11 protein-coding genes are annotated in these 15,195 nt (G+C 33.1%); 8 read left to right on the forward strand and 3 right to left on the reverse strand.

Annotated elements, in window-relative coordinates; translation table 11 throughout:
- Window positions 1-345 precede the first annotated feature (345 nt).
- The 4 genes from VB776_RS20640 (at window position 346) to VB776_RS20655 (ending at window position 3,413) form a co-directional block, all read left to right on the forward strand.
- Window positions 346-882, forward strand: coding sequence for an RNA polymerase sigma factor (locus VB776_RS20640; protein WP_323254933.1), 537 nt, complete (start codon window positions 346-348; stop codon window positions 880-882).
- Window positions 883-1,015: 133 nt separating this feature from the next.
- Window positions 1,016-2,221 (forward strand): hypothetical protein, encoded by a 1,206-nt coding sequence (locus tag VB776_RS20645; RefSeq protein WP_323698766.1) that lies wholly within the window; start codon window positions 1,016-1,018, stop codon window positions 2,219-2,221.
- A gap of 115 nt (window positions 2,222-2,336) precedes the next feature.
- On the forward strand, window positions 2,337-2,999 hold the full coding sequence (locus tag VB776_RS20650; protein ID WP_323698767.1) for an outer membrane beta-barrel protein: 663 nt from the start codon (window positions 2,337-2,339) through the stop codon (window positions 2,997-2,999).
- Between the two features lie 168 nt (window positions 3,000-3,167).
- On the forward strand, window positions 3,168-3,413 hold the full coding sequence (locus VB776_RS20655) for an acyl carrier protein (RefSeq protein ID WP_323698768.1): 246 nt from the start codon (window positions 3,168-3,170) through the stop codon (window positions 3,411-3,413).
- Window positions 3,414-3,647: 234 nt separating this feature from the next.
- On the opposite strand, the gene VB776_RS20660 is transcribed toward VB776_RS20655, so the two are convergent.
- Entirely contained in the window at window positions 3,648-3,794 is a 147-nt protein-coding gene (locus VB776_RS20660) for a hypothetical protein (RefSeq protein ID WP_323698769.1), read from the reverse strand.
- 74 nt (window positions 3,795-3,868) lie between these two features.
- On the opposite strand from VB776_RS20660, the gene htpG reads away from it, so the two are divergent.
- Window positions 3,869-5,686 carry a molecular chaperone HtpG gene (gene htpG, locus VB776_RS20665; protein ID WP_323698775.1) on the forward strand — a complete coding sequence of 606 codons (1,818 nt, stop codon included), beginning with the start codon at window positions 3,869-3,871 and terminating at the stop codon, window positions 5,684-5,686.
- A gap of 71 nt (window positions 5,687-5,757) precedes the next feature.
- Here htpG and VB776_RS20670 read toward each other — a convergent pair whose 3' ends face one another.
- Window positions 5,758-8,166: a heavy metal translocating P-type ATPase gene (locus tag VB776_RS20670; RefSeq protein ID WP_323698770.1), complete on the reverse strand. Its 2,409-nt coding sequence runs from the start codon at window positions 8,164-8,166 to the stop codon at window positions 5,758-5,760.
- 190 nt (window positions 8,167-8,356) lie between these two features.
- On the opposite strand from VB776_RS20670, the gene VB776_RS20675 reads away from it, so the two are divergent.
- The 3 genes from VB776_RS20675 to VB776_RS20685 all read left to right on the forward strand — a co-directional run bounded on the left by VB776_RS20675 (window position 8,357) and on the right by VB776_RS20685 (window position 10,494).
- Window positions 8,357-9,052, forward strand: coding sequence for a Crp/Fnr family transcriptional regulator (locus tag VB776_RS20675; protein ID WP_323698771.1), 696 nt, complete (start codon window positions 8,357-8,359; stop codon window positions 9,050-9,052).
- Between the two features lie 140 nt (window positions 9,053-9,192).
- Window positions 9,193-9,558, forward strand: coding sequence for a Crp/Fnr family transcriptional regulator (locus VB776_RS20680; protein ID WP_323698772.1), 366 nt, complete (start codon window positions 9,193-9,195; stop codon window positions 9,556-9,558).
- Window positions 9,559-9,657: 99 nt separating this feature from the next.
- Complete coding sequence (locus VB776_RS20685) at window positions 9,658-10,494, forward strand: universal stress protein (RefSeq protein WP_323698773.1); 837 nt, start codon at window positions 9,658-9,660, stop codon at window positions 10,492-10,494.
- Window positions 10,495-10,553: 59 nt separating this feature from the next.
- Here VB776_RS20685 and VB776_RS20690 read toward each other — a convergent pair whose 3' ends face one another.
- Window positions 10,554-14,711 (reverse strand): hybrid sensor histidine kinase/response regulator, encoded by a 4,158-nt coding sequence (locus VB776_RS20690; RefSeq protein ID WP_323698774.1) that lies wholly within the window; start codon window positions 14,709-14,711, stop codon window positions 10,554-10,556.
- Window positions 14,712-15,195: the final 484 nt, after the last annotated feature.

Genomic DNA, 15,195 nt, shown 5'->3' on the forward strand with positions numbered 1-15,195 from the left:
ATCAGAGTAGTTTTTATCGTCAAAAGGTTGATTCACATGCAAAAAGCATCCAAAATTGTGCCAAAGAACGAAAAAGTATAAACTATTTTTAACACTAAAAATATCGACTTTAAACCCATAAATGGGCATTTATCAATTCGTTGAATATTTTTTTAACAAATTAGAATAAGCACGTTTTGCAAAAACAAAACAGGAAGTAAATCGTCGTTTTTATTTCCATAAAAATTCAAGTATTTTCAGAAAGTATTAAAGGATTTACCATTTATAGCGAGCGATGAAGAAAAAATAAAAATATTTTTCTGATAGAAGCAATACGGAGAAAACAATCGGTGTATTCTGATACAGATGAGGACAGAACAACTACTACATACATTAAAACAGTGCCGAAAGAATGACCGTAACGCACAGCGTGAGCTCTATGAAAGCTTTTACAGGTATGGGCTATCGGTTTGTGTACGCTATGTGGCTGATATTGATACGTCTAGAGAATTGTTAAATGATGGTTTCATGAAAGTGTTTAGTAATATAGATCAATACAAGCCTGATTATCCCTTTGTCAACTGGTTCAAAAGGATTTTAGTGAATACTTGTATTAATCATCTTCGGAAATCACATCAAGAAATTCCTACTGCTGAATTAGTGGAAGCATCGGAAATGGGCATGGAAATGGATTTGTTTGGAAAGTTTTCGGTTGAAGAAATTGCTATCCTCATTCAGCAATTACCCCCTGCTTACAGAACGGTTTTCAATCTACACGTCATTGAAGGTTATGAACATAAAGAAATTGCTGAAATGTTGAATATTTCTATTGGCACTTCGCTTTCTAACCTTCATAAAGCCCGAAAAAAATTACAAGAATTGATTTTAACTAATAATTTTTAAATAAGCTCAACGATTATCTCTTAAATAGTGATTAGTAAATAGCAATTGGCGATTAGTATTTCAAATATCTAATTGTCAGACATTTATAAAAACTAAAACGATAATCATTTTTAGTTAATAAAGCACTAAAATCATGGATGAACAAGATTTTGACCGACTGTTTGGTTCGCAGCTCCCCAATTTTGCGGGAAGTGACTGGCGAGAAATGGAAGGGCGTTTGGAAAGACGAGATTTAAAACGAAAAATAACCAGATTAATGTGGGCTATCCCCTCAATAGCAACTATTATGTTTGGTGTTTCTGCGGTATTGTATCATTATTTGAATCAGACTCAGCAAAAACTAGCAGCATTAGAGAATCGTTTGGTAGAAGTTCATGCTAAATATTCAAGCAAACCCGATACCATTTTTCAAAAAACAGTGGTGTACGATACCATTTACCAAAAAGTATTCGTCACTAAAACAATAATACAAGAACCCAATACTGCTGAAAAATTTACCAATAACCAAAACAAAGCTTACTTCGAAAAATATGATAATAAAACTACTGAAGAACAATCTTTAATGGAAAGAGAAAAGTATATGGGACTTAATAAATTGAATTTTAAAAGCTCAATTTTATATACTTCATCATTCGATAAAAAAAATATGATTGAATCTTTTAAATCAGTGGAAATTGAAGAAGATTCCTTTATTACAGAAAATCGTTTTTCGTTGATACCAAAATCTGTTTCAATTGGGGCTTTGGCTGGTGTTCAAAAACCAATTGGATATTTTTTAGAACGTGGCGGTGGCTCACAACTTGGTTTTAGAACTGTATTGGGCTATCACAACAGTAAAGGTTTAGAACGTTGGGGTATTGTAATTGACGCTCAAAAAACAAATCTTTTCTTTGAAAATCATAAAGCGGAAGGTTTTGGTCCTTTTGATGGTGGTTTTGGAGGCATGGGAAACCCAGGTGGTGGGAAAAAACCTTTAAAAAAAGTAGATGTACCTGAATTCTGTGCTTATCAAGTCAGCTTGGGCTTGCGTTATAATTTATTATTTAATCAAAACTTCAAACCATATTTTGGAGTAAACTGGAGTGTGCAAATACCTAATCAATATAATATCAATTACTATTATGAAGACCCAACAAATAACCAAAGTACCTCTAACAAACAAGCTGCAATTGCTAATTTGTTAGGGGGAAATGTTGGGGCGACATATCAATTTTCAAAACATTTATTAGCCAATGCCGAAATATATTATCAGACCCAAGCTTTAAAAAATCCAAATCCATTAGATGCTCCAGCTACTTTAGGTGCTAGGCTTGGGCTTTTTTATCGATTCGGGAATTGAAGTAAATTTTAATTTTTAAATATAATCCTTATTTGATTTCAGGTTTTTCGAAAAATGCCTGATGGTAAATTTTTGTCCAAAAATACCTAACCACTATTGTTTAATAGTACAAAAAATGAAAAACAATCAACTTAAAGTAGCAATTCTATTGTGTGTTTTTAGCTTAGCTTTCAAAGTAAATGCACAGAATACCAATCAAAGTGAACCCGTTTTTGGAACGCTTGTCGTGAAAAAAACGACAAGTGATTCTACCAAAAAACCATTTAATTTATTAAAACCTGCTTTTTTAAGGCTTGGTTTAATTGGCGGAAGTATGATTTCATTCGATGGAGGCAGAAATTCAAATGGAGGAATGTTGGGTTTGAGAGTTGAGTATGGCATTTCAAATCGTTTTTCTGTTGTTGGGCAATTTCAAAATAACAGAAGTAGAAGCGATGATTTTCCAGATGCTCAGGCATCATTAGGATTGAATTGGATGCCATTCAAGAGTAAACGTTTACAACCTTACGTTGGGCTTGGCATCGGAATTGGTGGAGACAGATTGGATAGAAATGATTTTCGCTATGCAGGAAGAAGATTTGATTATAATAATCTGAACGAAAGAAGACATGCTGAAGGTTTCGGTTTAGTGAAAACTGGTTTAAACTATGTATTAGCAAAACGACTTATCGGAACAATAGAAGCAAACTATCAAATGCCATTTCAAAACAAAGATTCAAATGGAAATGCCAATATCGCTTTAGGTTTATCGTATCAATTCGGAAGAAAAAAGATATAAAAATAGCAACACAAATTTGGTTTTATATAAACGGTTGGAGCCATTGCTCCGACTGTTTCTTGAAGAATTTGTGACAATTTCAATCAAAAAGAGATTTACAAACTGCTCAACTCAGTAAGTAAAATTAATTCTTGCAATAGAAAACTCAACCCATAAAAATCATATTTCATGAACACATCGGTCTTGGAAACAATCCAGTTTTTTTTAACAAAAACATTCTATGTGAAACCACAGCATGTGAAACCTTACACTAGAATTCATGAAGATTTAAGACTCAATCAAATGGAGTTTTTAGAAATGGTTGTGACTGTTGAAAATACGTATCAGATACAATTGGCCGATAATGAATTAGGACGTTGCAAGAAAATTAACGACCTCGCTCTGATGACTGAGCGAGCTTTAGGAAGAATATGAGAGGTTTTTTTCATAGATGTAGAGTTTAAGTGAATTGGAAACGCCATAAAAAGAACTTATGGCGTTTTTTGTTGCCCAAGAGTAAAGTAACCACTAAAACAAAAAACCCCATAACTAGCAATAGTCATGAGGTTAATTGAGTATGTTAGTGTACATAGGATTGTTTTACAAAGATGGTTACTTTCTACGAGAATTAAAATACGTATTTATACCTATTTTGAAGAAAAACAAACTTTAACGACGCAAAAAAGCGTTTATAGAATATTTGAAAATATTCATTTGTACTGCTTCAAACACTTTATTACGTTGAAATATACAAGAAATAGTAATTTTAGCTACTTCTTTAAGTCCTTCTTCTGCCAATTTGACATTTCTACTCATCTTGGAACTGTATTTGCAAATCTAGCTTCCATAAAAGTTTGAAATGTTTTAAGCTAAAAAATGACAAAATGACTATGCAAGAAAAAGGTAATATCTCGATTCATACCGAGAACATTTTCCCGATTATTAAAAAATTCCTTTATTCAGACCACGAAATTTTCCTTCGTGAATTAGTTTCAAATGCCGTTGATGCTTCACAAAAAATTAAAAGATTAGCCGCAATTGGTGAATATTCAGGTGAGTTAGGAGCATTGAAAGTGACAGTTTCTTTTGACAAAGAAGCAAAAACTATCACAATTTCAGATGCTGGTTTAGGGATGACCGCCGATGAAATTAAAAAATACATTAATCAAATTGCTTTTTCAGGTGCTACCGAATTCGTAGAAAAATACAAAGATAAAGGTGACGAAAAAGCCATTATCGGACACTTCGGTTTAGGTTTTTATTCTGCTTTCATGGTAGCTGAAAGAGTTGATATTATTTCAAAATCATATCAAGAAGGTGCAGAAGCTGTAAAATGGACTTGCGATGGTTCAACAGAATTTGAAATTTCAGAGGCTGCTCGTGATGCTCGTGGTACTGATATTATTTTACACGTTGCCGAGGATTCTTTAGAGTTTTTAGAAGAATTCAAATTGAAACAAATTCTTGATAAGTATTGTAAATTCTTACCGATTGAGATTGAATTTCAAGAAAAAATTATCAATAATCCAACACCAATTTGGGCAAAATCTCCTTCTGAATTAACAGACGAAGATTACCTCAAATTCTACGAAGAGCTTTATCCATTCTCGGAAAAACCATTGTTTTGGATTCACTTGAATGTTGATTATCCTTTCAACTTGACGGGTATTTTGTATTTCCCGAAAGTGAAAAACGAATTACAATTACAACGTGAAAAAATTCAATTATACAGTCGCCAAGTATTTATTACTGATGAAGTAAAAGACGTTGTTCCAGAATTTTTGATGTTGTTGCACGGTGTAATCGACTCGCCAGATATTCCTTTGAACGTTTCTCGTAGCTTCTTGCAAGCTGATAGTAATGTAAAGAAAATCAATTCTTACATCACTAAAAAAGTAGCAGATAAATTGGCAGAATTATTCAAAGCTGACCGTGCTGGTTTTGAACAGAAATTTGATAATATCGGTCTTTTCGTGAAATACGGAATGATTTCAGATGAAAAATTCTATGAGCGTGCTAAAGATTACTGTTTAGTTCAAAACGTTGATGGTAAGCACTTTACTTTGAATGAATACGCTGAATTTGCACAAGAAAATCAGAAAGATAAAAACGACGATGTAATTTACTTGTACACTAGCGATGTAAATGCACAAGATACTTTTATCCAATCTGCCAAAAAACGTGGATACGATGTGTTGAAATTGGATTCGGTGTTAGATAGCCACTTTATCAATCAGTTAGAAACGAAATTGGTAAAAACTAGCTTGAAGCGTGTTGATGCTGATACCATCGAAAAATTGATTGACAAAGGTATTTCTGTTGATGTTGTACTTTCTGAAACTGAAAAAGAAACAGTGAAAAAGGTTTTTGAAGAAGTAATCAACGACACAACAAAAGTAGTTGCTTTGGAAGCAATGCCAGTTGATGAATTGCCTGCTGTGATTACTCAAAACGAATTCATGCGTAGAATGAGCGATATGTCTCGTGCTGGCGGTGGCGGAATGGGAATGTTCGGTGCGATGCCAAATAATTATATCGTTTCGGTAAATGCCAACCATGCTTCGGTTGCTAAAATTCTTCAAACTACTGATGCCGAAGAGCAGAAAAAATTAGCAAAACAAGTATATGATTTGGCTTTATTGTCGCAAAATATGCTTACTGGTGCTGATTTAACTGCCTTTATTCAAAGAACGGCTTTAGCATTATAAGAATACAACTCAATAAAAAAACGCTGTTAGGTTTTACTTAGCAGCGTTTTTTATGAATTTTTATTTAAAATCTACTCCTTATTTTTAAACATTTTATTGCCTTTTACAACCATTCCGATGGAAGCGATTCCCACCAAAGTAATTGAATTTAAAGGCATTAAAATTGCCGCAACAATTGGTGAAAGTGTACCTTGAACAGCGAAAGTCAAACCAATACAATTGTACATCAACGAAAACACATAACTAAAACGAATCAGTTTTAAAGCAAACTTGCTATACTTCAAATACGAAGGCAGTTCTTTTAAATGTTCTGCCGCAATAATTCCATCACTCATTGGCGTAAAATTCAAAGCGTCATCAGTTACAGCAATGCCAATTTCTGCTTGTTTCAAAGCCCCTGCATCGTTCAAACCATCGCCAATCATAATTACTTTCTTGCCTTCTGCTTGAAGTTTTTTGATAAATGAAAGCTTTTCTTGTGGCGTACAGTCAAAATGCAAGTACTCTTTATTTTTAAACCAACTTTCAAGATGCACTCTTTCGCTTTGATTATCGCCAGAAAGTAAGTACGTATCGTATTTTTTCCCTAAATCTTTAATCGTACTTTCTATATCTTTTCGGTAATGATTTGGCAAAGTAAAATAGCCTAAATATTCATCATCAATTGATAAATGGGCAACTGAAGCTGAAAAAGCTTTAGATTCAGCTTTCAATGAAGGATTGACAAAAGTACTTGAACCTAACTTCACAAAATGACCATGATATTTCCCTTCAATACCTTTTCCAGTTGTTTCGTGGAAATCTTCAATGGCTAAAAAGTGCTTTTCTCCTGAAATTGCTTTGATTTTCTGAGAAATCGGGTGTGAAGAATTATGTGCTAAAGAAACGACTAACATTTCTTCAAAAACAGAAAGCGGACGTTTTCCTTGAAAATGTGGCTTCGCTCCTTCTGATGTTGTAATTGTACCTGTTTTATCAAAAACGATGGTATCGCAATTTGCCATTGTCTCAATTACATCGCCATTTTTTAAGTAGAAATGTTGTTTGCCAAGTATTCTCAAACCATTTCCAAGTGCAAAAGGATAACTCAATGACAAAGTACAAGGACAAGCAATAATCAAAATCGCAGAAAAAGCATTTAACATTTTACTAACATCAGTAAAATACCAATAAATTGCTACCGAAAATGCTAAAGTCAACACACCAAAAGTAAAGTACTTTCCTACCAAATTAGAAAAAGATTTAATCCTGCTCTCCTGCTCTTTTTGAAAAGTATCGTTGTTCCAAAGTTGGGTTAAATAACTTTGAGAAACATCTTTCAAAACTTCCATTTCAATACTTGCTCCAACTTGTCGCCCGCCAGCAAATAGGAAATCGCCCAATTGTTTTCTTTCCAAAGCGGCTTCGCCCGTTACAAAACTGTAGTCAATATTGGCTTCTCCTTTGTATAAAAGTGAATCCGCAGGAATCAATTCTCCGTTTCTAATCAGAATTTTATCGCCTTTTTTCAAAGCACTTACCGAAACGGATTCATGTTCACCAAAAACTAATCGAGTAACGGCTAATGGAAAATATGATTTATAATCTCGTTCAAAAGAAAGAAAATGATACGTTTTTTGCTGAAACCATTTCCCGATTAATAAAAAGAAAATCAGCCCAGTAACAGAATCAAAATAACCCGCACCATGATTAAAAATCACTTCATAAATCCCTCTGAAAAATGCTACAAGAATACTTAGCAGAATCGGAAAATCAATATTGACAATTCCTTTTCTTAGGCTTTTATAAACAGATTCAAAGTATCCAGATGCTGAATAAAATACTACGGGAGTGGCTAAAACAATATTCAAATAACCAAAGAGTAATTTATAAGTATCATCTTGCAAACCCAAGTATTCAGGAAAACTGAAAAGCATGATATTACCCGCACAAAAACCCGCTAAACCCAATTGCGTCAATAATTTTCTGTCATTTGGTTTCTTTTTTTCTTTTACAACATCGTTCAACGACATCAAAGGTTCGTAGCCAACTGCACTTAGCAATTCAGCTAGTTGTCGGAAAGAAATGCCTTTATCAGCAATATTGTGTCGGAAAGTAACTGCCACTTGTTTCTTTAAAAAATCTACTTGCGAACGTTCAATTCCCTCGTGTAAACGATATAAATTTTCAAGCAAATACAAACAAGAACTACAATGTATGGTAGGAATATAAAAAGTAACCTTCGAAATACTTTCGTTCTGAAAATCCAACAACGTTTTAGCAATTTCTGGATTATCTAAAAACTCAAACCGTGAAATTTGTGGAGTATTACCAGATTTCTCTTCGATTTGGTAATAATTACAAAGATTATTTTGGTCTAGAATTTCATACACCGTTTTGCATCCATCACAACAAAAATACTTTTCTTCAAGATGAATATGTTCGTCGGGGCATTCGTTTCCGCAATGAAAACAGAGTTGCGCAGTATCAGTAGCAATCATGAGAATAGCGTTTATTTTATGAGCGAAAAGACTGAGGCTCAATATCAAAAGCTCTATTTATTTTTTTGATTCATCAAAGTTCTGCTTTAGCGATTAACCAAAGTATGAGTAAAGCAATTGTTAAAACTGATAAAAGTCATTTACAAAGGTGTGATTAAGACGCAATTTCGGGGATATTAATCCCGAAAAAATGATGAATCCTAGTTGTAATACATGCGAATTCAAGAATTCGTCTCTCTTTAAAAATTGTTCTTCTGATGAATTAAATCATCTAAACGATAGCAAATGTTTTAATGTCTATAAAAAAGGACAAGTAATTTTTCATGAAGGAAACCGTCCTTTAGGGCTTTTTTGTGTCTATAGTGGAAAAGTAAAAGTAAGTCGTTTGGGTTCAGACGGAAAAGAACAAGTAATTAGATTAGTAAAAAAAGGTGATACTTTGGGCTATCGTTCTTTGATTGAAAATTCAAAATATAGTGCGTCGGCCATTGCTTTGGATGATACAGAAGCGTGTTTTATTTCTGCTTCTGAATTTAACCATCTTATCGACAGCAATGTAAAAGTAGCCAGCGATTTGATGCGAATGCTTGCCAAAGTATTGGGCGATACGCAAGACAAATTGGTTCACTTAGCGATGAAGCCAGTAAGAGAACGTTTGGCAGAAGCTTTACTGCTATTAAAAAGCACTTACGACGATAAAAAATCAGAGCATTTTTCCATTTCAATTTCCAGAGAAGACCTTTCGTCCATTGTTGGCACAGCCAAAGAGACCGTCATTCGTTTTCTTTCTGAATTCAAAGAAGAAGGCATTGTAAGTACTCGTGGCAGTGAAATTACTATCCTTCGAGCAGACAAATTATTGCAGATAAGTAGCTTATACGATTAGACTTTAAAGCCTATCATTAAATAAGTCTCACCATTTTTGTTAGTTTAAACGGGCTTATTTTATCAGTAAAAGCATTGATAAAAATCATTTCAGTGGAATAGGCAAAGCACTAACTTGTCGTCAGATTAATAAAAATCAACATGAACGAAGCAGAAAAAGTTATATTGTCTAGCGGTATTCAACTAAGTTTTAAACAAGGTGATTATCTGTACCGAAAAGGACAACACCCAGATTACGTTTTTTATATTAAAGATGGTAGCGTAGAATTGAAAGATGGTTTGCAGAAAACAGTCGTCTTGAAAAACAAAAAGTATTTTTTAGGTTTAGAAGAAATGCTTTTAGAAAAAGACCATCTCTATAGCGTAAAAGTCTTAGAGCATTCTATCTTTCTTATTTTCGAAAAATCATTGATAGATGCCTTGATTTATGAACACACCGATATCAGAAGGTATTTTATGATGAGCATCTGTAATCAATTAGAAGAAAGCAACACGGTTTTTGAATAAAAAACATAGCTGATTAATATCATTTTTTATTGAGAGTACAGTCATAATTTTCTAGTCATAAATCAAGGAACTTTCGGACATAATTTAAATTTCAATTTTATGAAAACGATCCTTTTCCCTACTGATTTTAGTGATAATGCAAAACATGCTGCACAATATGCAGGAATGTTGGCAAGGTTATTTAATGCAAAAATAGTTTTATTAAATGTATATAGTATTCCTACCATTTCTGAATACCAATTACCGTCTGAAATTGAAGATTTTATCGTTAGAAACAGAAAAGAGGCGGAACTAAACCTTCAGCATTTTACAGTACATTTTATTGAAAAAACAGGTTTAGCTTCAGAAAGAATCACGCAGAGAGTTGAGTATGGATTAGCTACGGATAAAATTATAACCATTGCCAATCAGATTAAAGCTGATTTGATTGTGATGGGAACCCAAGGTGCAAGTAATATTTTTGAACGCTGGTTGGGTACTCACACGCAAGAAGTAATGAAAAAAGCTAATTGCCCGGTATGGGTTGTACCAGCAGGTTCTCCGATAAATTACCCACAAAATTTATTATATGCTGCTGATTTTCAAGGTGACGAAATAGCTGCTATTGAAAAGCTTTTGACTATCACGAAACCACTAGGAATAAAATGTAAAGTTGTACATGTACATGATTATTTTGAACCCAATATTGGACACGCCATTCAAGAAATGACAAATTTATTGGAGGATAAATTTGAAAAAGAAGATTTAGCAGTGAAGTGTATCAATCGTGCTGAAATTATAGAAGGTTTAGAAACTTACATCAAAAATCACCAGCCAGATGTAATCGTTTTAGCAACGCACGATAAGTCTTTATTAGATAAGTTTTTCAATGATAGTGTTACCAAACATTTTGTTCAAGAAGGGAAATTACCACTTTTAATTTTCAAAAAACAGTAAAAACCAAAAGCGCTATTCTATGATTCTTTCATAAAATAGCGCTTATTTTTTGTACTTCTTTATACTTCTTGTGTATTATTTTCTTTAATTCTTCCAGCCCACTTCTCTAATAATTTCACAAAAGCTTCTAGTTGAAATGGTTTTCCTAAATAATCATCCATACCAGCTTCATCACATTCTTCCTGACAATCGTTCATCATATTGGCAGTCATTGCTACAATAATTGGCTGTCTGATTTCAGTATTTTGTCTGATTTTCGTTGATGCTTCCAATCCGTCCATTACTGGCATTTGCAAATCCATCAAAACAATATCATAATGTTTTTTATTGAATGCTTCTACTGCCACAAGTCCGTTTTCTGCTAAATCGGCTTCATAACCCAATTTGCTCAATACTTTTAGCGTAAATTTTTGGTTCATCGGATTATCCTCTGCTACCAAAATAGATACGGGGAATCGTTCTGCAAAATCATTCGCTAATTTTTGAACGACAGGCGGGATATTTGTTTTATCTGTCAAAGCTTTATCTTCATTTATCATTAAACTTGTAAGTACATTTTTATACAAAATATGTTGCTTAACAGGCTTCGTTAGAACTGAACAAAATAAATCTGGATACCCTTTATGTTGATCATCTGCGATAGAACTCAGCAACATAATTGGCAATTTCTGCTGAATGGCTTTAATTTTCAAGGCTAATTGAATACCGTCCATTTCAGGCATTTGCATGTCTGTAATCACCATGCTTAACTCTTTCTCATTTTCTAAAATCGCTAATGCTTCATTTCCAGACGAAGCAATTAGCGGAACCATTTTCCATTGTTCTAATTGTGCCTTTAAAATACTTCTGTTGGTTGAATTATCATCAACAACAAGTACTTTTTTCGTTTGCAAAAATTCAGCTTTTGGCAAAATAGGATTTACAATTTCTGGAGCCAAACTTCTTGCTACTTGCATCGAGAAGGTAAAAGTAGTCCCTTGCCCAAACTCACTTTCCACACTTAGTTCTCCACCCATTAAATTAACAAGTTTTTCACTAATAACTAAACCCAATCCTGTACCGCCATATCGCCGAGTAGTAGATGAATCTACTTGTGAGAAAGCTTTAAATAACCTGTCAAGCTTATCGGCAGGAATACCAATACCAGTATCAATTACCTGAAAACCAATCTGTAATGGACTACCTACTTCATTTTTTATCATGAATACTCTGATGAAAATTTCTCCTTTTTCAGTAAATTTAATGGCATTACCAACTAAATTCAACAATACTTGTCTTAATCTTAAACTATCACCAACTACTTGAGCAGGAACATCAGCTTCAATCTGACACAACAAATCTAATTTTAAAGAAGCAGCTTTTACTGCAAACACGTCTAAAATTTCTTCAATACATACTCTCAGGTTAAAATCTTTAGCTTCTAACTCCATTTTACCCGATTCTATTTTAGAAAAGTCAAGGATGTCGTTGATAACCGTCAGCAAATCGTCACCACAAGCATGAATTGTTTTCGAATAATTACGTTGCTCTTCATCAAGTTGGGTTTCTTCCAACAATGATGCTACTCCAATAATTCCATTTAAAGGAGTACGAATTTCGTGGCTCATGGTTGCCAAGAAAATACTTTTTGCTTTGTTGGCTTGTTCAGCCTCTTTTCTAGCTTTTATTTCATCAGCAGTTGACTGCATCAATTGAGCTGTTCTTAATTTTACTTCTTTTTCAAGCTGTACTTTCTTAACATTTATTAAACCGATTCTATAACGATAAAAGGCAAATGCACCGCCAACAACAAGTAACCCAGCTAAAAACCTAAACCAGAGCGTCATCCAAAAAGGTGGCGTAATTATCAAATTGATAGCAATTCCTTCTTCATTCCAAAGTCCATCATTGTTAGATGCTTTTACTCTAAAAACATAATTACCTGGATCTAAATTAGTGTAGGTTGCTCCACGTTTATTGCCAATATAACTCCAGTCTTTATCAAATCCTTCTAATTTGTACGCATATTGGTTTTTTTCAGATAAAGTATAATTCAATGCCGCAAATTCAAATGAAAATACTGATTGTTTCATATCAAGAACAATCGTTTTAGTTTCGTTGATATGCACCGATAGTGGAGATTTATTCCCAATTTCTACCGCCTTGTTAAAAATATAAAAATTAGTAATATAAATCGGCGGAACGAATGGATTATCAATTACTTTACGGGGATCAAAAACATTAAAACCATTTTGCCCCCCAAAGTAAATTTTACCATCAGAAGTTTTTAAGTAAGAATGTGTCTTGAACTCATTTCCTTGTAAACCATCTGAAATATCATAATTTTTGAAAGTCTTATTTTGGAAATTAAATCTCGAGATTCCTTTATTGGTACTAATCCAAAAAAAGCCATCATTGTCTTTTACAACTCCATTAATGGCATCATTTGGAAGACCATCTTTCTCAGAAATTTTTGTGAAAGTATTTGTATTAGGGTCAAAAATATTTAATCCTCCCCCTGTACCAATCCATAATTTCCCTTTCTCAAATTCAGTAATCACATTCACCAAATTATTACACAAACTATTTGGTTGTCTAGGGTTGTGTTTATAATGAATAAATTGTTTCGTTTGGATGTCAAATTTATCTAAACCATTATCCGTACCAATCCAAATATTACCTTTTTGGTCTTCCCAAAGTGTACTAACCACATTATCACAAAGCGTAGAATTATCTTTAGGATTATTGATATAACGAGTAAACTTTTTGGTTTGTCTATCAAAATAATTTAATCCTCCACGCCAAGTACCAATCCAAAGATTTCCTTTTTTATCTTTAATAATGATATTTACACTTTTTGATGACAAAGTACTTGGGTCGTCATCAACAGGAACATGATGAGTAAACACACCTGTTTTAGTATTAAATAAGTCAACACCACCTCTGTGATAGCCCAACGCAAGTAGATTTTTTTCTACTTCTAATACAGTAATTATATAATCTGTACTTGGTGAATTTGGATTATTATTCTGGTGTTTGAAGGCCGTAAATTGATTGGTCTGTGGATTGAATTTATTAAGCCCACCACCATCTGTACCAATCCAAACGTTACCTTCGTAGTCTTTTTCTAAAGCCAAAACAATATTATTATTCAAACTATTCTGACCAATTTTATGCTTGAAGAGTGGAAATTTACTTCCTGATTTTGGCAAGTAGTTAACTCCTCCAGAGTATGTTCCTATCCAAATATTGCCAATATTATCTAAGTATAAACTATAGACAGAATTATTACTTAGGCTTGTATTATCATTTGAATCATTTACTATGGTTGTAAATGAATTATTTTTTCTATCGTAAACACTAATTCCTCCATTTTCAGTACCTATCCAAAGGTTTTTTTCTTCATCTTCCATGAAAGACAAAATATCATCCAATGCTAAACTGTTGGGATTCTTCGGGTTATGCTTGTAAGAAGTAAATGTATTATTTGTTGCATCAAACTTAGCAATACCTCCGCCTAACGTACCAACCCAAATGTTATTTTCAAAATCATTATAAACGGCTTTTATAAAACTTGAAGGAACACTTTTAGGATTTTTAGGGTCATTAAAATACTTTGTAAAACGCTTTGTTTCAGGATTGAACTTATTCAATCCATCTTGTGTGGCAATCCAAATTTCATGATTTTTATCTTCACAGATGTTAAAGATAAAATCGTTACTTAAGCTATTTTGATTATTGTCTTCATGTTTAAAAGTGATGTACTTTCCAGTGGTCACATTAAAAAGCATAAGTCCAAAATTAGTACCTAACCACAATCTCTTTTTACTATCTTGAAAAATGTCTCTAACAATTAATCTTTTATCAATTTTAATCGAATGTGTAAAAATTTCTCTCTTGCGGTCAAATTTATCTAACCCAATACCAGTTGCTACCCAGATATTTTTATCTACATCTTCTAAAACATCATATACGTGATTATCGCTTAATGTTTTGTTGTTATCGGCAGAATGTTTGTAAATCGTAAAGTTATAGGCATCAAACTTATTAAGCCCTTCTCCAGTAGCAAACCACATAAAACCTTTACTATCTTTCATGATAGCTCTTACATGGCTCTGCGAAAGTCCCTCAGTATTTGAAAGTCTTTTAAAATGCGGAGATTTATATGTTTGTGCAGAGATACTCAGCCCAAACAGTAAGATAAAAAGCTTCGATATGAAAACCCTTGATAATATCATATTTTAATTCTTAAGTAGTTAGTCAAACTTTTCTTTTCAGCATTAGTGAATGTTCTTAAATCATTTCAAAAGTCCATTCTCTACGAGTAAGAATCAGTATTATATCACCTATTACAATAATCGGGCTAAAAATACTGAGCTTGAAAAAAAATATGTCATTTTATCTCAAAGTCAATATTCATCAACAAAGAAATAAATCTTTTTTTTCACTTGACAACATCGGTGTTTCGTTGTTTGAAAGTAAGGTATAATTTGTACAAACGAATAAAATCCCACTATTCTGCAAAAAATAATGTTCCACTATTCAAGTTAAATTATTTTTTTGGAAAAATAACCATACTTGACTAATGAAACATTAATTTAATTTACTCTACCCGAAGATTTTGTTTCTGAAAACAAAAAGGCTGAACTTTGAGCTACCACGCATCAAACCAGCCTTTAAGGATGAAACAAATCATCAAAGACGAAATTATAAAATTGTTGG

The organism is Arcicella gelida (genome assembly GCF_034931025.1).
Taxonomy (GTDB): domain Bacteria; phylum Bacteroidota; class Bacteroidia; order Cytophagales; family Spirosomataceae; genus Arcicella; species Arcicella gelida.

What these genes read in the sequence shown, in the direction of transcription:
- VB776_RS20640 (WP_323254933.1), top strand. Translation starts at nt 346, where the DNA reads ATGAGGACAGAACAACTACTACATACATTAAAACAGTGCCGAAAGAAT.
- VB776_RS20645 (WP_323698766.1), top strand. Translation starts at nt 1,016, where the DNA reads ATGGATGAACAAGATTTTGACCGACTGTTTGGTTCGCAGCTCCCCAAT.
- VB776_RS20650 (WP_323698767.1), top strand. Translation starts at nt 2,337, where the DNA reads ATGAAAAACAATCAACTTAAAGTAGCAATTCTATTGTGTGTTTTTAGC.
- VB776_RS20655 (WP_323698768.1), top strand. Translation starts at nt 3,168, where the DNA reads ATGAACACATCGGTCTTGGAAACAATCCAGTTTTTTTTAACAAAAACA.
- VB776_RS20660 (WP_323698769.1), bottom strand. Translation starts at nt 3,794, where the DNA reads ATGAGTAGAAATGTCAAATTGGCAGAAGAAGGACTTAAAGAAGTAGCT.
- htpG (WP_323698775.1), top strand. Translation starts at nt 3,869, where the DNA reads ATGCAAGAAAAAGGTAATATCTCGATTCATACCGAGAACATTTTCCCG.
- VB776_RS20670 (WP_323698770.1), bottom strand. Translation starts at nt 8,166, where the DNA reads ATGATTGCTACTGATACTGCGCAACTCTGTTTTCATTGCGGAAACGAA.
- VB776_RS20675 (WP_323698771.1), top strand. Translation starts at nt 8,357, where the DNA reads ATGATGAATCCTAGTTGTAATACATGCGAATTCAAGAATTCGTCTCTC.
- VB776_RS20680 (WP_323698772.1), top strand. Translation starts at nt 9,193, where the DNA reads ATGAACGAAGCAGAAAAAGTTATATTGTCTAGCGGTATTCAACTAAGT.
- VB776_RS20685 (WP_323698773.1), top strand. Translation starts at nt 9,658, where the DNA reads ATGAAAACGATCCTTTTCCCTACTGATTTTAGTGATAATGCAAAACAT.
- VB776_RS20690 (WP_323698774.1), bottom strand. Translation starts at nt 14,711, where the DNA reads ATGATATTATCAAGGGTTTTCATATCGAAGCTTTTTATCTTACTGTTT.